20 protein-coding genes are annotated in these 19,969 nt (G+C 67.4%); 11 read left to right on the top strand and 9 right to left on the bottom strand.

Annotated elements, in window-relative coordinates:
- Positions 1–34: 34 nt before the first annotated feature.
- Positions 35–676 carry a Pr6Pr family membrane protein gene (locus ABD210_RS12685; protein WP_344111360.1) on the bottom strand — a complete coding sequence of 214 codons (642 nt, stop codon included), beginning with the start codon at positions 674–676 and terminating at the stop codon, positions 35–37.
- A gap of 40 nt (positions 677–716) precedes the next feature.
- The gene (locus ABD210_RS12690; protein ID WP_344111361.1) at positions 717–1,274 is read right to left on the bottom strand and encodes a 2TM domain-containing protein; all 558 of its coding nucleotides are present in this window, start codon (positions 1,272–1,274) and stop codon (positions 717–719) included.
- Between the two features lie 70 nt (positions 1,275–1,344).
- On the opposite strand from ABD210_RS12690, the gene ABD210_RS12695 reads away from it, so the two are divergent.
- From ABD210_RS12695 to ABD210_RS12705, 3 genes are all read left to right on the top strand, one after another.
- Positions 1,345–1,944 carry a TetR/AcrR family transcriptional regulator gene (locus tag ABD210_RS12695; protein WP_344111362.1) on the top strand — a complete coding sequence of 200 codons (600 nt, stop codon included), beginning with the start codon at positions 1,345–1,347 and terminating at the stop codon, positions 1,942–1,944.
- 85 nt (positions 1,945–2,029) lie between these two features.
- Positions 2,030–2,548: an AAA family ATPase gene (locus tag ABD210_RS12700; RefSeq protein WP_344111363.1), complete on the top strand. Its 519-nt coding sequence runs from the start codon at positions 2,030–2,032 to the stop codon at positions 2,546–2,548.
- A 69-nt stretch (positions 2,549–2,617) separates the two neighbouring features.
- The gene (locus ABD210_RS12705) at positions 2,618–4,723 is read left to right on the top strand and encodes a molybdopterin-dependent oxidoreductase (RefSeq protein ID WP_344111364.1); all 2,106 of its coding nucleotides are present in this window, start codon (positions 2,618–2,620) and stop codon (positions 4,721–4,723) included.
- On the opposite strand, the gene ABD210_RS12710 is transcribed toward ABD210_RS12705, so the two are convergent.
- Positions 4,713–5,729 (bottom strand): LacI family DNA-binding transcriptional regulator, encoded by a 1,017-nt coding sequence (locus tag ABD210_RS12710; RefSeq protein ID WP_344111366.1) that lies wholly within the window; start codon positions 5,727–5,729, stop codon positions 4,713–4,715. The genes ABD210_RS12705 and ABD210_RS12710 overlap by 11 nt on opposite strands.
- Positions 5,730–5,962: 233 nt before the next feature.
- Positions 5,963–6,403, bottom strand: coding sequence for a hypothetical protein (locus tag ABD210_RS12715; RefSeq protein ID WP_344111368.1), 441 nt, complete (start codon positions 6,401–6,403; stop codon positions 5,963–5,965).
- Here ABD210_RS12715 and ABD210_RS12720 point away from each other — a divergent pair.
- On the top strand, positions 6,384–6,878 hold the full coding sequence (locus ABD210_RS12720; protein ID WP_344111370.1) for a hypothetical protein: 495 nt from the start codon (positions 6,384–6,386) through the stop codon (positions 6,876–6,878). The genes ABD210_RS12715 and ABD210_RS12720 overlap by 20 nt on opposite strands.
- 675 nt (positions 6,879–7,553) lie before the next feature.
- On the opposite strand, the gene ABD210_RS12725 is transcribed toward ABD210_RS12720, so the two are convergent.
- From ABD210_RS12725 to ABD210_RS12745, 5 genes are read right to left on the bottom strand one after another with little or no spacing between them, the layout of a single operon-like run.
- On the bottom strand, positions 7,554–7,955 hold the full coding sequence (locus ABD210_RS12725; RefSeq protein ID WP_344111372.1) for an arsenate reductase ArsC: 402 nt from the start codon (positions 7,953–7,955) through the stop codon (positions 7,554–7,556).
- On the bottom strand, positions 7,952–8,713 hold the full coding sequence (locus ABD210_RS12730; RefSeq protein WP_344111374.1) for an aquaporin: 762 nt from the start codon (positions 8,711–8,713) through the stop codon (positions 7,952–7,954). The genes ABD210_RS12725 and ABD210_RS12730 overlap by 4 nt, the downstream gene beginning before the upstream one ends.
- Positions 8,710–9,384, bottom strand: coding sequence for an arsenate reductase ArsC (locus ABD210_RS12735; protein WP_344111375.1), 675 nt, complete (start codon positions 9,382–9,384; stop codon positions 8,710–8,712). Before ABD210_RS12735 ends, ABD210_RS12730 begins: the two co-directional genes overlap by 4 nt.
- Before the next feature lie 9 nt (positions 9,385–9,393).
- Positions 9,394–10,089, bottom strand: coding sequence for an arsenate reductase/protein-tyrosine-phosphatase family protein (locus ABD210_RS12740; RefSeq protein WP_344111376.1), 696 nt, complete (start codon positions 10,087–10,089; stop codon positions 9,394–9,396).
- Positions 10,090–10,137: 48 nt separating this feature from the next.
- On the bottom strand, positions 10,138–10,500 hold the full coding sequence (locus ABD210_RS12745; protein WP_344111377.1) for an ArsR/SmtB family transcription factor: 363 nt from the start codon (positions 10,498–10,500) through the stop codon (positions 10,138–10,140).
- 89 nt (positions 10,501–10,589) lie between these two features.
- On the opposite strand from ABD210_RS12745, the gene ABD210_RS12750 reads away from it, so the two are divergent.
- From ABD210_RS12750 to ABD210_RS12780, 7 genes are all read left to right on the top strand, one after another.
- Positions 10,590–11,993 (top strand): NAD(P)-binding domain-containing protein, encoded by a 1,404-nt coding sequence (locus ABD210_RS12750; protein ID WP_344111379.1) that lies wholly within the window; start codon positions 10,590–10,592, stop codon positions 11,991–11,993.
- Between the two features lie 206 nt (positions 11,994–12,199).
- Positions 12,200–12,946, top strand: coding sequence for a sugar phosphate isomerase/epimerase family protein (locus ABD210_RS12755; protein WP_344111381.1), 747 nt, complete (start codon positions 12,200–12,202; stop codon positions 12,944–12,946).
- A complete protein-coding gene (locus tag ABD210_RS12760) occupies positions 12,943–14,040 on the top strand; it encodes a Gfo/Idh/MocA family protein (RefSeq protein WP_344111382.1) in 1,098 nt (365 codons plus the stop codon). Before ABD210_RS12755 ends, ABD210_RS12760 begins: the two co-directional genes overlap by 4 nt.
- A complete protein-coding gene (locus ABD210_RS12765; RefSeq protein ID WP_344111383.1) occupies positions 14,037–14,645 on the top strand; it encodes an SGNH/GDSL hydrolase family protein in 609 nt (202 codons plus the stop codon). Before ABD210_RS12760 ends, ABD210_RS12765 begins: the two co-directional genes overlap by 4 nt.
- Positions 14,645–16,657: a glycoside hydrolase family 36 protein gene (locus ABD210_RS12770; RefSeq protein ID WP_344111384.1), complete on the top strand. Its 2,013-nt coding sequence runs from the start codon at positions 14,645–14,647 to the stop codon at positions 16,655–16,657. Before ABD210_RS12765 ends, ABD210_RS12770 begins: the two co-directional genes overlap by 1 nt.
- A 110-nt stretch (positions 16,658–16,767) precedes the next feature.
- On the top strand, positions 16,768–19,245 hold the full coding sequence (locus tag ABD210_RS12775) for a glycoside hydrolase family 2 protein (protein ID WP_344111386.1): 2,478 nt from the start codon (positions 16,768–16,770) through the stop codon (positions 19,243–19,245).
- A gap of 260 nt (positions 19,246–19,505) precedes the next feature.
- Positions 19,506–19,967 (top strand): hypothetical protein, encoded by a 462-nt coding sequence (locus tag ABD210_RS12780; protein ID WP_344111388.1) that lies wholly within the window; start codon positions 19,506–19,508, stop codon positions 19,965–19,967.
- Positions 19,968–19,969: the final 2 nt, after the last annotated feature.

A 19,969-nucleotide genomic window follows, 5' to 3' on the forward strand; every position in this document is an offset into this window, starting at 1 on the left:
TCGCTACCTCTCTGTGTCCACCCCACCGCCCGGGTCAGGCGCTGGTCTTCTGTCTGATCCGGCGATCGAGCAGGGTCGTGCCGGCCGCCAGAGCCAGGAACAGTAGCGCGACCAGCAGACAGTTCAGCAATACCGTCCCATACCCGTGCTCCGTGACGTTCATGAAGGGATAGGGGTAGAAGCCCGTTCCTTCGCCGCGGATCAGCGTGAATGCCAGCCACAGCAACGGAAACACCAGGGACCACCCGACGACGCGACTGTCGGTCTGCCCCCGCGGCCCGAAGATCAACCACCCGACCACGCCGAGGACCGGGGTGAGCGTGTGGACGAAGAAGTTCGCGACCGCGGCGCCACCAGAGAGGGTGTCTGAGCCGGCCAGCACGAGGTGATACACGATGCCGGTGACCGCGATGCAGAGAACCCCGTTCAACCGGAGCGTCTTGAACACCATCGAATGCCACCGGTCGGGGTCGATCGCCAGCAGCAGGCAGCTCCCGCCGAGCAGCAGGTTGGACTGGATCGTGAAGTAGGCAAAGACGTTGAACACCCGGTCAGGGTTGTCCGGAAAGAATCCCTCAGTCGTGGTCGCGGTGACGACCAGCTGAACAACTATGCCGACGGCAACCGCCAACGCCGTGACGCCGAACCAGCTCCGCCCTGCCACCGACTTCGTCATGTCGGCAATGTACGACGGCCGGGCGGATCCCTGCGGGAGGTCAGACGGTCTGCTTCTCGCGGCTCTCCTGCTTCTCGCCGGAGTCGAAGGTGTAGCTGTAGCTGAAAGAGACGAACGCGTCGATGACGAGCACGATGGTCCAAGTCCATGCCGGGCCCAGCAGGGCGTCGTACCCATCACCGGAGAGCACGCCGAGGCCGAGCATGAGGCCGCAGCCGATCGCATAGGCGAGCAGGTGGCGGAACCAGCCCTGGCGTTCCCGGCGCGCCCGCTCGCGTCCACCCTTCGGCGGCTTGGCGGGTCTTGGCGCGCCAGCCAGCCAATGCGCGGCCCAACTGTCCGCCCACGTCACGGTCTGGTGCCCGAAGGCGACGCTGACTCCGATGAAGATCGCAGCCAGCGAGTGCTTGAAGGACGGCTCCCCGCCGCCGCGCAGATCGATGACGCCGGCAACCAGCATGACCACGTCGACCAGCGGCACGCCGGCCAGCAGCACCATGCCGACCTTGGGCAGCTTGAGCAGGTAGCGCGTGACCATGCCGGCCGCGAGCAGCACCCAGAAGCCGATCTCACATCCGGCAATGACGGCGAGCAGCATCGTGACTCCATTATTTAGCACGATTGTGTTTTCTCGATCGACCATAACACGGCTGTGCTAAAAAGGGGAGGTGCCGAAGATCGTCGACCATGACGCCCGCCGCGAGGAGATCGCCCGCGCGCTGTGGCGAGTGGTTCGGCGGGACGGCATCCGGGCCGCCTCTGTCCGTACCGTCGCCGCCGAGGCCGGTTGGTCCGCCGGCGCCGTCCGCTACTACTTCCCGGACCAGGACGGCCTGGTCAACTTCGCGATGGACCTGGTCGCGCGCCGGGTGGAGAACCGGATCAGCGCCATCGAACCGAAGGGCACCGCGATCGAGATCGCGCTGCGCTATCTCGAAGAAGTCATCCCGCTGGACACCGAGCGGCAGGCCGAGTTCGACGTCTGGCTGTCGTTCACCGCCCAGGCCCAGGCCGAGTCAGGAGAGGGCGGTCTGCGCGAGCATCTCGGGCCCGTGCACGACGCACTCCGGGGACTGTGCGCCAGCCTGGTCGGGGGACTCGCCAAGGCAGGTGCACTGCGAGGCGACCTCGACCTGGACCTCGAGGTGGAGAGGCTGCACGCCCTGCTCGACGGCCTGTCGTTGCACGCCGTGATCCAGCCCGACAGGACAACCCCGGCCCGCGTCCGCCAGCACCTCACGACGCACTTGAACAGCTTGCAGCCCTGACCAACGCTGATGGTTGGTGGCTGACAGTGCCTAAGTCTGGACGAGGCCTGACGTAAGCCTTGCCCTGCGTGGCACGATCCACTGCATGGAGACCGAGGGCGTGATCGTCGTCAGCGGGATCACGGCGGCCGGCAAATCCACGGTGTCCCAACTGCTCGCCGAGCGGTTCGAGTACGGCGTCCATCTCCGCGGTGACGTGTTCCGCCGGATGATCGTGAGCGGCCAGGCCTCGTCGGATGCGGACAGTGGCGAGGAAGCCCAGAAGCAGCTCAAGCTGAGGTATCGCCTGGCTTGCCAAGCGGCCGACGGATACGCCCAGGCCGGGTTCACCGTCGTACTGCAGGACGTGGTGATCGGTGAGCTGCTCCGCGAGTTCCTGGACGGCATCGAGACCCGCCCGCGCTACCTCATCGTCTTGACGCCACGTCCTGACGTGATCTCCAACCGGCTCGGGTCGGGCTATGAGCATTCCGTGGACGAGCTCGACTACGAACTGCACGCCTTCACTCCGCGCCGGGGGCTCTGGCTCGACAACTCGGACCTGTCCCCCGGCGAAACGGTCGACGCCATCCTCGGCCGCCTCGACGAAGCCCGCTTCGACTGACCTGATCGACCGTCTCGGCGGCGCGCGGGAGGGTGTCGGCCAAGGGCTACCCGGGGGTAGTTTGACTGGATGGCGACTGTGCGGAGGACCTCGTGCAATCTGTGTGAAGCCATCTGTGGGGTGCTGGTCACCGTCGAGGACGGGCGGGTCACCGACATCCGGGGGGACGACGCGGACCCGTTGTCGCGAGGGCACCTCTGCCCGAAGGCCGTGGCCCTGCGTGACCTGCAGGACGACCCCGACCGCCTGACGAAGCCTGTACGGCGTACTGCCGACGGGTGGCAGGAGATTCCCTGGGACGAGGCCTACGAGTACGTCGCCGCGAAGCTGGGCGAGATCAGGAAGACGCACGGGAAGAACTCCGTCGGCGTGTATCTGGGCAATCCCAACGTGCACAGCCTCGGCGCGATGACGCATATGCCGATGGTGGTTCGCTTGCTCAAGACGCGGAATCGGTTCAGCGCGACCTCGGTGGACCAGCTTCCGCACATGCTCGCGTCGCATCTGTTGTACGGGCATCAGCTGATGGTTCCCGTCGCGGATATCGACAGGACGTCGTACCTGCTCATGCTCGGCGCGAACCCGCTCGCCTCCAACGGCAGCATGATGACCGCGCCGGGGTTCGGCCGGCGGCTCAAGGATGTTCAGAAGCGCGGCGGCCGCGTCGTGGTGATCGACCCGCGCCGGACCGAGACCGCGGCCGTCGCGGATGAGCACCACTTCGTCCGGCCCGGCACTGATGCCGCGTTCCTGCTCGCGCTCATCCATCAGGTGATCGCCGAAGGCCACGCGCGACCAGCGCAGTACGTGGACGGGCTCGAGGCTGTCACCGAGGCGACGAGAGAATGGACGCCGGACGCTGCTGCGCGAGTCACCGGGATCGATGCGGAAGTAATCCGCAGAATTGCTCGGGAGTTCGCGACTGCGGAAAAGGCCGCCTGCTACGGCAGGCTGGGGGTGTCGGCGCAGCAGTTCGGCGCGGTCTGCCAGTGGGCCGTGCAGGTGCTGAACATCATCACCGGCAACCTCGACCGCCCCGGCGGCACGATGATCCCGCGCCCGGCCGTCGACACCCTGCGCGGAATCGGCAAGGGCCACGTGGGCGCGTGGAAGAGCCGGGTCGGCGGACGGCCCGAGTTCGGCGGGGAACTGCCCGCGGCGGCGATGGCCGAGGAGATCCTCACCTCGGGCGACGGCCAGATCCACGCGATGGTGACGATCGCGGGCAACCCGGTGTTGTCCACGCCGAACGGCCGCAAGCTCGACGAAGCGCTGGACACCCTTGATTTCATGGTGTCCGTCGACCCTTACATCAACGAGACCACGCGGCACGCTGACGTGATCCTGCCGCCGACCCCGCCGCTCGAACGCGACCACTACGACCTGGCGTTCCACCAGCTCGCAGTACGGAACACCGCCCGCTGGAACGACGCGGTGCTGCCTCGGCCTGCCGAGTCGCGGCATGACTGGGAGATCTTCCGCGATCTCGGCCTGGCCCTGTTACGCCGTACGCCGAGGAGCCGGCGGAGGCTGATCGCGTCAGCCAGGCTGCGCTTGAACCCCAAGCGGATCGTGGATCTGGGGTTGCGTATCGGCCCGTATCGGCTGTCGGTTCGCAAGCTCAGGAAGTCGGTCGGCGGGATAGACCTCGGGCCGCTGCAGCCGTCGCTGCCCGGCGCCCTTTACACCAAGGACAAGCGGATCAACCTAGCTGCCGAACTGATTCTGGACGACCTACCTCGAGCTGCTCGACAGTTGCTTGCTGCTGGCAATGACGATGGGCTGTTGCTGATCGGCCGACGACACCTGCGCAGCAACAACTCCTGGATGCACAATTCGGCTCGGCTGGTGAAGGGTAAGCCGCGTCATCAGCTGCTGATGCACCCCGATGATCTCGAGGCCAGGGATCTCGCCGACGGTCAGCTGGTCCAACTCAGCTCGGCGTCCGGGTCGGTCGACGTAGAAGTTGCGGCCAGCAAGGACATGATGCCAGGCGTGGTGAGTCTGCCGCACGGGTTCGGTCATGGCCGATCCGGCGCTCTCCTGTCGGTCGCGAACGAGGTCGCCGGCGTCAGCGCGAACGATGTCACGGATGCTGCGCTGACGGACACCCTCGCCGGTACGGCCGCCCTGAACGGCGTACCGGTGAAGGTGACGGCAGCGGTCAGCTTGTAGGTGGGGGGCCGGAACTCTCGCGGACGACCAGCGCCGGGGTCGAGAAGAGGTGCGACTCATGCCCGGCGCCCTCCAGCAGGTCGAACAGGCGGTGCGTGACTTCGGCGCCATAGGCAACGATGTTGTGGCTCATCGCGGTCAGCGTCGGATGGGTCAACCGGCACAGCGTCGAGTCGTCCCAGGCGACCAGGGTGACGTCGTCGGGCGACTTCAGTCCGAGCCCGTTCACCACTGACAGACCGGCGACGGCCATCAGGTCATTGTCGTAGATGATCGCGGTCGGCCTGCCCTCGGTCGCCATCAGCTCGCGAGTGGCCGCGGCGCCTTCCTCACCGGAGAAGTCGGTGTGCAGGACCCGCACATCCAGCTCGAGCTCACGGCTGATCGCGGCGAAGGCCTGGTCCCGGATCCACACATGCCCGTGTTCGGGCGGCCCGGCCACGCGCGCGATCGCCTGGTGCCCGAGCTCGGCGACATGCTCGACCGCGGCATGCATCGCGGTGGTGCCGTCGGTCCAGATGCACGTCATCCCGTCGGACAAGGCAGGATCGCCGACCAGTACCGCGGGCAGCTCCAGCTTCCGCAGCAAGGGGATCCGTGGATCGTCGACCCGCAGATCGACCACGATCACACCGTCCACCCGCCGCTCGGCCGCCCACTTCCGGTACGTCGCCATCTCGGCCTCGAGGTCCGGCACGACCTGCAGCGCGAGCGCATACGACTTGTCACTCAGCACGGACTCCACGCCACCGACGAAGCCCATGTAGAAGGGTTCCTCGCTGAGGGTCTTGGCAGACCTCGCCAGGACCAGCCCAAAGGTCTCGCTCCGCGCGGCCGAGAGCTGCCGGGCGGCGCGGTTCGGCACCCATTCCAACTCCTCGGCGACCTTCAGTACGCGCGCCCGGGTGGCCTCGGAGACCCCCGGCTGGTTGTTCAGCGCATACGAGACCGCGCCTTTGGAGACGCCGGCCCGTCGGGCGATCTCCTTGATGGTGATTCGGGGCACGGCGGCCTCCTTCTGACAGGCGGTCCGAACCGTGACGGGCGGTCCGGAAGGCACCCATTGTGCGGCCCCCGTGCACTCGCCGTCTCTAGGTAACCGCTCTCCCAAGGATTCGAGGCACTCACAGTGACCTCACAGGTCGCCTACAGGGACCTCACATAAACGGCTGGCAGGCTCAAACGCAGATGCCTAAGCAAGAGGAGCGCCATCATGAATGAGTACGACCCAACAAGCGATCACGAGACCCTTTCCGCTCGCCCGGTCTCGAACGCGACGTCAGGGCCGGTTGCTGGAAATGCAGGCGGCCCCGGCGCTGTGCCGCCTTCCCCGCCGGCGCCTTCGCCGGACCCGTTGGCCTCGGCAACCATGGACAAGCCGGCAGACCGGACGCGGGTACGGCGATTCGTGTCGAACAGGAAGACCAAGTGGATCGCGGCTGTCGCGGTGGCAGGTGCGGTGACCGGACTCGTCGCCGGTTGCTCGACAACCTCGTCGGCGTCCACGTCCCCCTCGACATCTGCGTCCCCCTCGACGTCCACCTCTCCGTCGGCACCAGCGCGCCCCGGGCCCGGCGGCGGCGCCGCAGGAGCCGGTGGCGGGGGAGCCAACGCTCGGTCTGGTGCGGCCGCCGGCGGATCGTCCGGCACGGTCGGCACGGTGTCCACGTCGGGCTTCACGCTGACGACCTCAGCGGGTCAGCAAGTGACCATCAAGGAGGCGTCCTCCACGACATACCTGAAGGGGACGAGCTCCGCCTCGGCTAGCGCCGTCACAAAGGGCGAAACCGTCCTCGTCCTCGGGACGACCAGCGGAACGACCATCACGGCCACCCAGGTCACCGTGGAACCGAATGACGGCGGCGGAACCGCGGCTTCCACCGCGGCAGGGGTAGTCCCCTTCACGCGCGGTGCGCCGAGCGCGGCGAAGTCGGTCGGCCAGGTCCCGACGAACTACACCGAAGGGTCGGGGACGATTCAGAGCGGAACGATCGCCAACAAGGCGACGGAGGCTGCACTGGCCGCCTACCCGGGCGGCGTCGTCGACCGGGTCGTGAAGCTGAGCAACGGCGAGTACGAGGTCCACTACATCGGCGTCAACTGGCCGCACCACATCTTCGTAAGCCAGGACTACACGGTCCTCGGCGCCAGCTGACACCCACCACAAGGCGAGGCGACCTTCACCACCTCGTGGCACGACCCGAAGGTCCCCAAGGGCTCCGGCAACCACCTCGCCGGAGCCCTTGCCCTGCCACCCATCGCCCCTTGTCGGCCGATCACCGCTGATGAACTCTGCCCGAGGGGTCTGCCTTCGGCGGAAACCACGAAACCGGCCTCGAGCCGCGTCCTTGTGCGCGGCCCAGCCATTGCGCGGCGCGGGAAACGGCTGGGCCGTGCACAAGGATGGGATTTTGCCCGCGGCTGTGTCGAACCTGCAGTTTCGATTAGCACCACAGCCCCGGACGCCAACCACCTGCACCTAGAACCCCGCCAAGTCACTCGCGTGCCACGGTCCCGCTAAGCGCAATCCGGCCGAGGCCTTGGGGCGGTGCGGGGCACACGGGACTATGAGCTGTGGACAGGAAGCTGACGCATGACGAGCTGGAGCGGCCCGCGCCGTGTTCCGTCAACTCGTGGAGCAGCCTGGTCAGGCGGAGCTGCGGAGGGCGTCGGAGGGGACACGGTGGAGCAATCGGCAACTGCTGTTCCACATGCTGTTGGGGTACTTGGTCATGCGGGCCCGAAGTCCCGCTGCGATACCTGCGTCGCTGCCGCCGACGATCACCAGCCGCATTTGCGATCTCCTTTCGATCGAGCTTCCCGCGGACGATCAGCCGGGCTGTAGTTCGGCGACGAGCTTCTCGATCCGGCCGCGGATGTCGTCGCGGACCTGCCGAACGACCTCGATCGGCTGTCCGGCCGGGTCGGTGAGTTCCCAGTCCTCGTAGCGCTTGCCGGGGAAGATCGGGCAGGCGTCGCCGCAGCCCATCGTCACGATCACGTCGCTCGTGCGAGCCGTGTCGTACTCGAGCAACTGCGGGACGGCGCCGGTGATGTCGATGCCGACCTCGCGCATCGCCTCGACGGCTGTCGGGTTGATCTGGTCGCGCGGTGCGGATCCTGCGGAGCGGACCTCGACGGTGTCGCCGGCCAGGTGCCGCAACCAGCCCGCGGCCATCTGGGACCGGCCCGCGTTGTGGACACAGACGAAAAGGACGACAGGCTTGCTCACGAAGGCACTCCAGTGGTGGTGGGTTCAGAGGTGGTGTCGGTATGAGGGGTCACGATGTCGTCCGCGGCCTGCCCGGCGTCAGGATAGAGCAGGGCTAGCAGCCCGACGCCGACAATTGCGCCGAAGAGCTGGGCGATCACAAAGCCTGGCAGCGAGGCCGGCGCGATTCCGGCGAAGGTGTCGCTGAACGCGCGAGCGATGCTCACTGCCGGGTTCGCGAACGAGGTCGACGAGGTGAACCAGTACGCCGATCCGATGTACGCGCCGACAGCAGCCGGTGCGACCGCGGCACGGCCGGAGCACCCGAGAGCGAAGATCAGTACGACGAGTCCGGCGGTCGCGACCACTTCGCCCAGCCAAAGGTGTCCTGACGAGCGGTCGGTGGTCGACCACGACACCGCGGCCTTGTCGTACATGAGGTTGGCCAGCACTGCGCCGGCGATCGCACCGACGATCTGTGCTGGCACGTAAGCGGCCAGGTCGCGCAGCGTCAGTCCCGTGCCGGGCCTGTGGCCCAGCCACCAGTCGACGGCAGACACGACCGGGTTGAAGTGCGCACCGGACACCGGACCGAGCGCGAGGATCAGTACCGCGAGGCCGAGCGCGGTCGCGAACGCGTTCTCCAGCAACTGCAGCCCGACGTCATTCGGGGACAGCGATGCAGCCGCGATGCCCGAGCCGACCACAACGGTAACGAGCAGCCCAGTTCCCACTGTCTCCGCGACCAACCGTCGCCACAGCGGCGCGACGCTGCTCACTGGCGGCCCAAGTGAGCGGCAGGGACGGCCAACTCGCCGAGGAGTTGGCGGACGCGTCGCTCGATCTCGTCACGCACCGGCCGGACGTGCGTGACATCCTGCCCGTCCGGGTCGTCCAGGATCCAGTTCTCATAGCGTTTGCCGGGGAAGATCGGGCAAGCGTCACCGCAGCCCATGGTGACCACGACATCGGCGGCGCGGACCACCTCATCGGTCCAGGGCTTGGGGTATTCGGCGGAGATGTCGATCCCTCGCTCGGCCATCGCCGCTACCGCAGCCGGGTTCACCTCGACCCCAGGCTCGGAGCCGCCGGACCAGGCGATCGCGCTGTCGCCGGCCAGGTGCTCGAAGAACCCGAGCGCCATCTGGCTTCGCCCGGCGTTGTGCACGCACAGGAACAGCACGACCGGACGCCCGTCGTCCCCGTGACCCTCGACCCGGGCCAGGGCGGTCAGCCGTTGCCGGGCGAACCGCTCGGCGAGCAGTGGCAAGAAGTTCGGCACCGTGCTGCCGGCAGCGAACTGGTCGTAGCTGGAGTGCAGGAAGCGCTCGATCGTCTTCGGGCCGTAGACGCCGGCGAACTCCTCACCGAGCCTGCTCGAAGCAGTGTGCAAGGCGAGCTGCTGGTCGATGGACAGATTCTCCCGTTGATACCCCGCGAGGTCGGACATGGTCTGCTCCTAGAGAGTTTCGGTTGCCTCGATGGGCGAAACTGCGGGTGCCAGCCTGTCGATTCGGGCGGCGATCTCGGTGTAGGCGGACTCGAAGGCGGCATCGGTGTCGACCGGCGCGGGGTCCGGGATCGACCAGTGCAGCCGTGGGCGGGCCTCGGCCGGGAGGTGCTCGTGGGCGTTGTCGCACACGGCGATGATCAGGTCGTCGTGCTCTACAACGTCATCGATTTGCGCGGTGCGCCACGTTTCCGGGTTCAGGCCATGGCGGCGTCCTACCCGGACAGCTCGGGGGTGCACCCGATCGGCGGGCTGAGTGCCGGCCGAGACTGCCGGGACGTGACTTCGCCGAGACCAGATCGCCGCAGCCAGCTGCGAGCGAGCCGAGTTCTGCGTGCAGACGAACACCACGCGCGGCACGTCGGACAACGACGGTTGAGCAATCACAGCCAACGCTTCCGGCAGCAGTTGGACATAGGTACGCCGATGGTCACCCTCGGACCGGGCCCGTACTACGAGGCCGGCGTCCTGCAAGACCTTCAGGTGGTGGGCAATGAGGTTGGTAGGCATCTCCAGCACCTGACCTAGCTCGCCAGGCGCGGCGTCGCCCGCGACAAGGGTGTCCACGATCGCCAGCCGGGCCGCATCACCTAGTGCGGCGTGAACCTTGGCCCGTTCCAGCAGAGAATTTCGCTCAGTAGACATTGCCTCAATAATTACTGAGCTATCTCCCGCTGTCAATCCGGGGGTGGGTCAGCGCGTCGCGGCCACCTCCGGGATTGACAGCAGAGCTGAGACCCATTGCAAGCGATCAGGGACGGGCCAGTAGTAGACCCAGGTGCCGCGGCGTTCGCAGTCGACCAAGCCGGCCTCGCGGAGGACGCGTAGGTGATGGGAGATGGTCGGGCCGCTCACGTCGAACTGGCCGGTCAAGTCGCAGACGCAGATCTCGCCGTTGGCCGAGGCGATGATCGACATCAGCCGCAGGCGGATGGGGTCGGAGAGAGCCTTGAAGACGGTCGCACCCTCGGCCGCCTGATTAGGGTCCAGGGCCGCTTCCGAGATCGGCTGACAGCATCCACCGCCGGCCTGCACGGCAATCTCCTGTTTAGACATGCGTCTATCTTGACGTCTGTCGAAACAGGATGCAAGGTAGGACTCGTTGATTAGATGAACTTCTACATAGCGAGGGCGGGCGATCGACCGTGAGCGAGCAGAACACCAGGGCACCGGCGGGTCCGGTTGTGGTGGTCGGGGCTGGGCCGGTGGGACTAGCGGCGGCAGCTCATCTGGCTGAGCGGGGCATGGATTTCGTAGTACTGGAAGCTGGATCGGGAGTGGCGGCGGCGATTGATGAGTGGCGGCACGTCAAGCTGTTCAGTCCATGGCGCTACGACATCGACAGCGCAGCCCGCCGGCTCCTGGAACAGGCGGGCTGGGTCGAGCCGGAGCTCGGCAAGCTGCCGACCGGCGGCGACCTGATCGACTCCTATCTCGCTCCGCTGGCAAAGACTCCACAGCTGAACGACCGGATCCGGTACGGCGCGCAGGTGGCCGCCGTGACCCGGGTCGGCTTCGACCGAATCCGGACCAACGGCCGCGAGCAGGCGCCATTCCTCGTGCGGATGACCGACGGCACGGAGATCCTCGCGTCCGCGGTGATCGATGCCGCAGGCACCTGGCGCAAGCCGAACGTTCTCGGCGGCTCCGGCATCCCCGCTCGCGGCGAGGCCGAGCTCGATGGCCACGTCACGCGGGCGCTGCCGGACGTACTCGGCCGCGACCGGGAGCGGTTTGCAGGCCGCCGTACTGCGGTTGTAGGCGCGGGCCACTCAGCCGCCACAACGCTGCTGGAGCTGGGCGAGCTCGCCGAGCAGGTTCCGGGGACGGAGATCGTGTGGGTGGTACGCGGCACGGACCAGGCGCGGACCTATGGCGGCGGTGAAGCCGATGAGCTGCCAGCTCGTGGCGCGCTGGGAAGCCGGCTGAAGCAGCTGGTGCAGTCGGGCCGGGTCGAGTTGGTCAGCAGCTTCCGGATCGAATCAGCCGGCCTGAAGAACGGGCAAGCAGAACTTGTGGCCGGTGAGCGCCGGGTCACCGCCGACACGGTGGTGAACTCGACCGGTTTCCGCCCGGATCATGACATGGTCGCCGAACTACGCCTCGACCTCGACCCGATCCTCGGGTCGACCCGGGCCCTCGCCGCACTGATCGATCCGAATCAGCACTCGTGCGGCACCGTGCCCCCGCACGGCGTTGACGAACTCGCCCACCCCGAGCCCGGCTACTACGCGGTTGGCGCAAAGTCGTACGGCCGCGCCCCGACCTTCCTACTAGCCACCGGCTACGAGCAGGCCCGTTCCGTCGTTGCCGCACTGGCCGGCGATTGGGCAGCGGCACGCGACGTTCAGCTCGACCTCCCCGAGACGGGCGTCTGTTCATCGAACCTGGCCTATGGCGACTCGAGCGACCAGACGACAGGTGGCTGCTGCGGTCCAGCCCCACAAGCCATCCAGGTCAGCACAGGGCGAGGACTGGCCACCGGTATCAGCGGCGGGCTGCTCACCGTTATCGACAAGCCCACAACCCAGTCGAGCTGCTGCGGCTGATGAACCACAGTGCCGCGGCTCCAGAAAGTCTGTACATGGTAAACGTTTGCTGAGAAGGTGCCGGGAGTTGCTCAGTTGGTGATCTGAGGGTGGTCCTGGACGGCCGAACTGGGATACGCTGCCGCGAGTTACTTAACCGGTTCGGCAAGTAGTCCGGAGGGCCGCCACGGGCAGCGGCGGGTGCTCCGGCGACGAGGAGAGAAATCATGGTCGCAGTGGACAACCTGTCCCTCCAGCTCTACACGGTCCGGTACAAGCTGGAGGAGGACTTCGACGCCACGCTGGCCCGGATCGCGGAGATCGGGTACAAGAAGGTCGAGCCCTTCGGCGTGGTCGGGCTGGCGGACAAGCTGGCCGAGGCGCTGCCCAAGTACGGTCTGTCGGCACCCACCACGCATGCCGGGCTGCTGCGTGAGGAGTCCGGCCCGATCTTCGAGGTCGCGAAGAAGCTGGGCATCACCACCGTCATCGACCCGCACGTCGACGTGGCGCGCTGGCAGTCGGCCGACGACATCAAGGCGACGGCGGAAGCGCTGAACAAGGCCGCCGTGGAAGCCGCGGACCACGGCATCACCGTCGGGTACCACAACCACCAGTTCGAGCTGGAGTCCGTGATCGACGGCGTGCACGGGCTGGAGATCCTGGCCGACAACCTGTCCCCCGAGGTCATCCTCGAGGTCGACACCTACTGGGCCGCCGTCGGTGGCGCCGACGTACCGGCTCTGCTCGGCCGGCTCGGCGACCGGGTGAAGGCGATCCACGTCAAGGACGGCGACGGCACCCTGGACAACAAGGCCCAGGTGGCGGTCGGCGACGGGATCATCGCGGTGAAGGACATCCTGGCCGCGGCACCGACCGCGCTGCGCGTGGTCGAGCTGGACGACTTCAGCGGCGAGATCTTCGACGCCGTCGCGGGGAGCTTCACCTACCTGACCGGGGAGGACATTGCATGAGCGCTGTCGGCGTAGGTGTGATCGGCGCCGGAGTGATCTCCGACGCCTACCTGAAGAGCATGCAGAGCTTCCCGGACCTCAAGGTGCTCGCCATCGGCGACCTGCGGCCCGAGGCCGCGAAGGCCAAGGCCGAGGAGTTCGGCGTCGAGACCCACGGTGGTCCCGAGGCCGTGCTCAGTCACCCGGACGTGGAGATCGTGGTCAACCTGACCATCCCGATCGCGCACGTCGAGGTGGCCCTGGCTGCAGTTGCCGCAGGCAAGCATGTGTGGAGCGAGAAGCCGTTCTCGCTCGACCAGGAGAGCGGCCTGAAGCTGCTCGCCACCGCCGAGGACGCGGGGCTCCGGCTGGGGTGCGCCCCGGACACGTTCCTCGGCCCTGGTCTGCAGACCGCCCGGCGGATCATCGAGAAGGGCGACATCGGCGAGCCGCTGACCGCCCTGACGCTGATGCAGTCCCCGGGTCCGGAGTCGTGGCACCCGAACCCGGCCTTCCTGTTCCAGGAGGGCGCGGGCCCGCTCTACGACATCGGTCCCTACTACCTGACCACGCTGGTGCAGACCTTCGGCCCGATCGCGGCAGTCGCCGGGCTCGGCTCGAAGTCGCGGGAGAAGCGCACGATCGGGTCCGGCCCACTCAAGGGCACGGACTTCGACGTGACGGTTCCCACCCACGTCAGCGCGATCGCCCGGTTCGAGTCGGGGCAGTCCTCGCAGAGCATCTTCAGCTTCGACTCGCCGCTGCCGCGGCAGGGCTTCGTGGAGATCACCGGCGCGGACGCCACCCTGGCCCTGCCGGACCCGAACCGCTTCGACGGTGACATCAGGATCCGCCGCCGCGGCAGCGAGGACTGGGAGGTCGCCGCCAGCACCGAGGCATCCGCCGAGCGCGGCACCGGGGTACTGGACCTGGCCCGGGCGATCCGTGAGGACCGTCCGCACCGGGCGACCGGCGCGCTGGCGTTCCACGTCGTCGACGTGATGGCCTCCATCACCGAGTCGATCGAGACCGGCGCCTTCGTCGATGTGACCAGCACCGTCGAGGTCCCTGCCGTCCTTCCGGACGACTGGGACGCGCACGCCGCGACGCTATGACGAACGCCTTCCTGGATCCCCGGCGAACCATCGTGTTCGCCGGGGACTCCGTGACCGACCGCGGCCGCCGGGATGACCCGGAGAGCCTGGGCGATGGCTATGTCCGGAACCTCTTCGACGATCTCGGCCCGCAGCGGCCGCGGATCGTGAACGTCGGCATCAGCGGGAACCGGGCCGTCGACCTGGAAGCCCGCTGGCAGACCGATGTCCTCGCCCATCAGGCCGATCTGGTCTCGGTGCTGATCGGCATCAACGACACCTGGCGGCGGTACGACGAGGACGATCCCACCTCGACCGAGGACTTCGAGGCGTCGTACCGGGCGTTGCTCGAACCCTTGCAGGCGAAGCTGGTCCTGATCGAGCCGTTCCTGCTGGCGGTGAAGGACGAGCAGCACACCTGGCGGGAGGACCTGGACGCCAAGATCGAGGTGGTCCGTCGGTTGGCGGCGGAGTACGACGCGATCCTGGTGCCGGCTGATGTCGAGTTCACTCGGCAGGCGGCGCTCGTCGGCGCGACCACGCTCGCCGATGACGGCGTCCACCCGACGACCGCGGGCCATCGCCTGCTCGCCGACCTCTGGCGTCGTACGGTGCTGGAAGGCTGATGGCACTGCTCTGGGAGGCGCCGGCGGCGAGGTTGGCGTTCAGGATCGACGACGGCCCGGTGCGGCTGGCGTCGATCCACCCGGGGCACGAGAACGAAGGGCAGCCGCTGGTCGAGGTTTCGGCGCTCGGCCACGGCCGCTCCCCCGGCACCTTCCGCCATGTCGACACCGATCTCGGCAAGGCGCTTCGCTATGTCTCCCACGAAGCCGGACCCAACAGTCTGAGCATCCTGCAGGAGGATGCGGCAACTGGCCTCCAGGTGACCAGCTTCTTCAAGGCATCGTCCGCCGGATTCCAGACCTGGACCGAGGCGCGGCTGACCGGTCCCGGCGAGTTGGAGCTGGACTTCCTCTCCTCCGCGGTGCTCGGCATCGACGGCATCGACGAGCTCGATCTTGTTGCCGGTGACAACGACTGGATGGCGGAGAGCCGCTGGACCCGCCGCCCGCTGCGAGAGATCGGTCTTCCGCAGATCCAGCGCGATCCGCACTACCCAGGCCCACGAAGCCGCTGCGCCGTGACCTGCCACGGCTCCTGGTCCACCGGTGAGCATCTGCCGACCGGCGTGCTCATCTCCCGTACTACGGGCGCCGCGCTCGGGTGGCAGATCGAGCACAACGGACCGTGGCACTACGAGATCGGCGAGACGCGGCGAGGCGGCTATCTACTGCTGAGCGGTCCCACCGACCAGGAGCACCAGTGGACGGCCAGGATCTCCGCGACCCGGTCGTTCCGCACGGTACCGGTCTCGATCGTCACTGCCCCCGGTCACGACGAGGCCTTCGCCGCGTTGACCCGCCAACGCCGTGCGATCCGGCAGCTCCGGGCGGCGGACGATCGGCAGCCGATCGTCTTCAACGACTACATGAACACCCTGATGGGTGACCCGACCACCGAGAAGCTGCTGCCGTTGATCGATGCGGCCGCCGAGGTCGGGGCCGACTACTTCTGTATCGACGCCGGCTGGTACGCCGAGGGCGACTGGTGGAGCACGGTCGGTGAGTGGAAACCGTCGAGGAGCAGATTCCCCGACGGCTTCGCCGAGGTGATCGACCGGATCCACGCGCGCGGCATGGTTGCTGGGCTCTGGCTCGAGCCCGAGGTGGTCGGCGTCGACTCGCCACTGGCCGCGGAGCTCCCTGATGAGGCGTTCTTCAGCAGGCGCGGCATTCGGGTCTCCGAACACGGACGGCATCTGCTGGACCTGCGCAATCCCGACGCCCGCAAGCATCTGGACGACACGGTCGACCGATTGATCGCGGACTTCGGGATCGGCTTCTTCAAGCTGGACTACAACACGATGACCGGGCCCGGCACGGATTCCGACGGGCAATCACCCGGGCAAGGACTGCTCGAGCACAACCGGGCTCAGCTGGAATGGCTCGATGATTTGCAGGCGCGGCATCCTGACCTGTTGTTGGAGAACTGCGCGTCCGGTGCGATGCGGATGGACTACGCGATGCTGTCCCGGCTCCATCTGCAGTCGACCTCCGATCAGCAGGATCCCTTGCTCTACGCACCGATCGCTGCTGCCGCACCGGCGTCCGTAGTACCGGAGCAGGCTGGGCATTGGGCTTATCCGCAGACCGGCACGTCGACCGAGCGGTTCACGTTCTGCCTGGTCAACGGGGTCCTCGGCCGGCTCTATCTGTCCGGGCATCTGAACGAGATGACCGCGGACGAGCTCGACCTGATCCGCGACGCCCTTGCGGCGCACCGAGACGTGCTCGCCGAGCTGGACCAACTGACGCCCTTCTGGCCGCTCGGACTACCTGGGTGGACCGACGAGTGGGTCGTGCTGGGCCTGGCCGGGCCGACGAGGTCCTACCTGACCGTGTGGCATCGGGCGGCCGGCCCGGCTGAGGTCGTCGTGCCGCTTCCCGACGGCGCGGTGGCCGACTTCTTCCCCCTGGGCGCCGGCGGCTGGAGCTATCACCGGACCGCGGCTGGACTGACAGTCGCGACCGACGTGGCCGAGCCGTCCGCTCGGGTGATCACCCTGACGAACTGAGCAGGACCTGGCACCGATGTCTTCACGTAGTCTTGCTGAACCGGTCAAGTAGTAGTCCACCTCTCCGGAAGAGAGAACCGCCTGTGAATTCCGCGCTTCCTTCGACCTCCTTGAACGGCTCCCTGCGAGCCGTCCCACTGACCACCGAGGGCGGTGCCGCCTGGACCGTGCGCGCGATCGACGGGCCGGTGCCGGACCGGCACAGCGCCTTGCTGGCTGCCCCCGTCACGGCGACGGTCCCGGGCGAGGTGCACACCGACCTCCTCTCGGCCGGCGTCATCCCTGACCCGTTCGACGGCGACAACGAGAGCAAGCTCGCCTGGATCGGCCGGTCCAGCTGGAGCTACCGGACGGTGTTCGACTGGGAGTCCGACGGGCACGCGATGCAGGAGCTGGTCGCCGAAGGTCTCGACACAGCGGCGCGGGTCACCCTGAACGGCACGGAACTCGGCCGGACCTGGAACCAGCACCGCGCTTACCGTTTCGATGTCACCAGCCTGCTTGTTGCCGAGCGCAACGAACTGGTGGTCGAGTTCGCGTCGCCGGTGGCGACCGCGAACCGGTTGTCGGAGGAGTCCGGGCTCTGGCCGCACACGAACCACCATCCCTACAACGCGATCCGCAAGATGGCGAGCAACTTCGGCTGGGACTGGGGACCGGACGTCGCGACGGTCGGCATCTGGCGTCCGATCCGGATCGAGTCGTGGAGCGGGGTGCGGATCGACTCGGTCCGGCCGCTCGCCGGACTGGACCGGGATCGCGGCGTGCTCGACAGCCGGATCGCGCTCGCCTGGCAGGACGGCTTCACCGACGACGCGACCGTGACGGTCGAGGTCGGCGGGACCACCACCGAGATGACGGTCCCGGCGGGAACACCCGGGGCCGGTGTCACCTCGACGATCGACGCGGTCGACCGGTGGTGGCCACGCGGGTACGGCGACCAGCCGCTGTACGACGTACAGGTGTCGCTGCAGGCCGGAGGGCAGACGGACACCTGGCAGGGGCGGGTCGGCTTCCGCACGGTCACCATGAACGTGGCGCCGGATGAGCACGGTGGTCCGTTCATCCTGTCCGTCAACGACCGGCAGATCTACGTGCGCGGCGCGAACTGGATCCCCGACGACGCGTTCGTCACCAGGCTCAACCGCGAGACCTACGAGCGCAGCATCCGCGACGCGATCGACGGAGGAATGAACCTGCTCCGCGTCTGGGGCGGCGGCATCTACGAGAGCGACGACTTCTACGACGTGTGCGACGAGCTCGGCGTGCTCGTCTGGCAGGATTTCCTCTTCGCCTGCGCCGCGTACTCCGAGGAGGAGCCGCTCCGCAGCGAGGTGGAGGCCGAGGCCCGGCAGGCCGTCACCCGGCTGAGCCAGCACGCGAGCCTCGCGCTGTGGAACGGCAACAACGAGAACATCTGGGGGTACGTCGAGTGGGGCTGGCGCGCTCCGCTGGGCGGGCGCACCTGGGGCGAGGGCTACTACTTCGACCTGCTGCCGGGGATCGTCGCCGAGCTCGACCCGCGGACGCCGTACTCGCAGGGCAGCCCCTTCTCGTACGACCGCTACATCCACCCGAACGACGAACGTAACGGCACCATGCACATCTGGGACGTATGGAACCAGGTGGACTACTCGACGTACCGGTCCTACAAACCCCGTTTCGTCTCGGAGTTCGGGTTCCAGGGGCCGCCGGCCTGGTCGACGCTGACGTCGGTGGTGCACGACGAGCCGCTCGATCCGTACGGCGAGCAGATGCTCGTGCACCAGAAGGCGTTCGAGGGCAACCTCAAGCTCGAGCGTGGACTCGGCGAGCACCTGCCGAAGTGGAAGGACATCCAGGACTGGCACTGGACGACCCAACTGAACCAGGCACGGGCGGTTGCCTACGGCATCGAGCACTTCCGCAGCCTGTTCCCGCTGAACACCGGCGCGATCGTCTGGCAGCTGAACGACAACTGGCCCGTCGTCTCGTGGGCGGCCGTCGATGGACACGGCGTTCGTAAACCGCTGTGGTACGCCCTGCGGCGCGTGTACGCCGATCGCCTGCTGACCGTTCAGCCCCGCGAGGACGGCCCGGTGGTTGCCGCCCACAACGACACGGACGTTACCTGGAGCACCGAGGTGACGGTGTCGCGCCGGAGCACCGGCACTGGTGGTGAGGTGCTGGCCGGGGAGACCTTCGCACTGGAGGTTCCGGCTCGCTCGGCAGTCCTCAACTCGCTGCCTGCTTCAGTCGCTACCGCCGGCGATCCCTCGGCCGAGTACGTGGAGGTTCGCGCCGCAGACGGCAGCACGGCGTACTGGTACTTCGTCGAGGACACCGCACTACAGCTGGCCGCCGACGCCTACACGGCCGAGGTGGTCCCGACTGCCAACGGCTACGACGTGGTCGTCACCGCAACAGCACTCGCCAAGGACCTCGCTCTCTTCCCGGACCGCCTGGAGCCCTCGGCCCGCGTCGACTCCTGCCTGATCACCCTCAACGCAGGCGAGAAACACACCTTCCACGTCACCTGTTGCGCCTCCGCTCCCGCCGGCCCGATCGGCAAACCAGTCCTCCGCTCCGCCAACGAACTGCTGACCTGACGATCCACGCGTTTTACCCCGGCTATACATTGCTGTTTTAGCCGGGGTAAATTACGCTGCACGGTGAAGGCGGCGAAGTACCGTGAGATGGCAGCCGCGTTGCGACGGAACGGCTGTGTGGTGCGACAGGGTAGGGGTGACCACGAGGTTTGGACCTGCGGGTGCGGCGCGAACCATCGAGCAGTTCTCACCCAGACCAGGGATATCTCGCCGCGGCTGGTCCGTCAGACGATTCAGCGCCTGCCAGAAGGGTGGTTGAAATGACGAAGACACATCGCGTGACGGCCCGGCGGTGGGAGCGCGGCTGGGAGTTGCACGTCGACGGGGTCGGGGTCACCCAGTGCGGACCGCTTGCGGACGCGGACCGGATGGCTCGGGACTACCTTGCCACCGAGCTCGGCGGTGAGCCTGAGAGCTATGTCGTCGACATCCACCATGACCTCGATGGTGCCGAACGTGAAGTCGAAGCCGCACGCAAGCGGATGGTCGACGCTCAAGCTGCGGTCGACGCGGCTGCCGACGACATGCGCCAGGTGGTCCGCCGACTCCGTGGCGACGGCATCTCCGTGCGCGACACCGCCACGATTCTCAAGGTCTCACCTGGACGGGTTTCACAGCTCGCCACTGGTCACGCCAAGAACAAGAGCAACGTTCGCAAGGTCAGAACTCCACGGCAGGTCGTACAGCCGCTCGACGTAGTCGCGGACCATCCGGGTGCTTAGCC

This window comes from Kribbella alba, assembly GCF_039529635.1.
GTDB classification, from domain to species: Bacteria; Actinomycetota; Actinomycetes; order Propionibacteriales; family Kribbellaceae; genus Kribbella; species Kribbella alba.

What these genes read in the sequence shown, in the direction of transcription:
- ABD210_RS12685 (WP_344111360.1), bottom strand. Translation starts at nt 676, where the DNA reads ATGACGAAGTCGGTGGCAGGGCGGAGCTGGTTCGGCGTCACGGCGTTG.
- ABD210_RS12690 (WP_344111361.1), bottom strand. Translation starts at nt 1,274, where the DNA reads ATGCTGCTCGCCGTCATTGCCGGATGTGAGATCGGCTTCTGGGTGCTG.
- ABD210_RS12700 (WP_344111363.1), top strand. Translation starts at nt 2,030, where the DNA reads ATGGAGACCGAGGGCGTGATCGTCGTCAGCGGGATCACGGCGGCCGGC.
- ABD210_RS12705 (WP_344111364.1), top strand. Translation starts at nt 2,618, where the DNA reads ATGGCGACTGTGCGGAGGACCTCGTGCAATCTGTGTGAAGCCATCTGT.
- ABD210_RS12735 (WP_344111375.1), bottom strand. Translation starts at nt 9,384, where the DNA reads ATGTCCGACCTCGCGGGGTATCAACGGGAGAATCTGTCCATCGACCAG.
- ABD210_RS12740 (WP_344111376.1), bottom strand. Translation starts at nt 10,089, where the DNA reads ATGTCTACTGAGCGAAATTCTCTGCTGGAACGGGCCAAGGTTCACGCC.
- ABD210_RS12745 (WP_344111377.1), bottom strand. Translation starts at nt 10,500, where the DNA reads ATGTCTAAACAGGAGATTGCCGTGCAGGCCGGCGGTGGATGCTGTCAG.
- ABD210_RS12755 (WP_344111381.1), top strand. Translation starts at nt 12,200, where the DNA reads ATGGTCGCAGTGGACAACCTGTCCCTCCAGCTCTACACGGTCCGGTAC.
- ABD210_RS12760 (WP_344111382.1), top strand. Translation starts at nt 12,943, where the DNA reads ATGAGCGCTGTCGGCGTAGGTGTGATCGGCGCCGGAGTGATCTCCGAC.
- ABD210_RS12765 (WP_344111383.1), top strand. Translation starts at nt 14,037, where the DNA reads ATGACGAACGCCTTCCTGGATCCCCGGCGAACCATCGTGTTCGCCGGG.
- ABD210_RS12770 (WP_344111384.1), top strand. Translation starts at nt 14,645, where the DNA reads ATGGCACTGCTCTGGGAGGCGCCGGCGGCGAGGTTGGCGTTCAGGATC.
- ABD210_RS12780 (WP_344111388.1), top strand. Translation starts at nt 19,506, where the DNA reads ATGACGAAGACACATCGCGTGACGGCCCGGCGGTGGGAGCGCGGCTGG.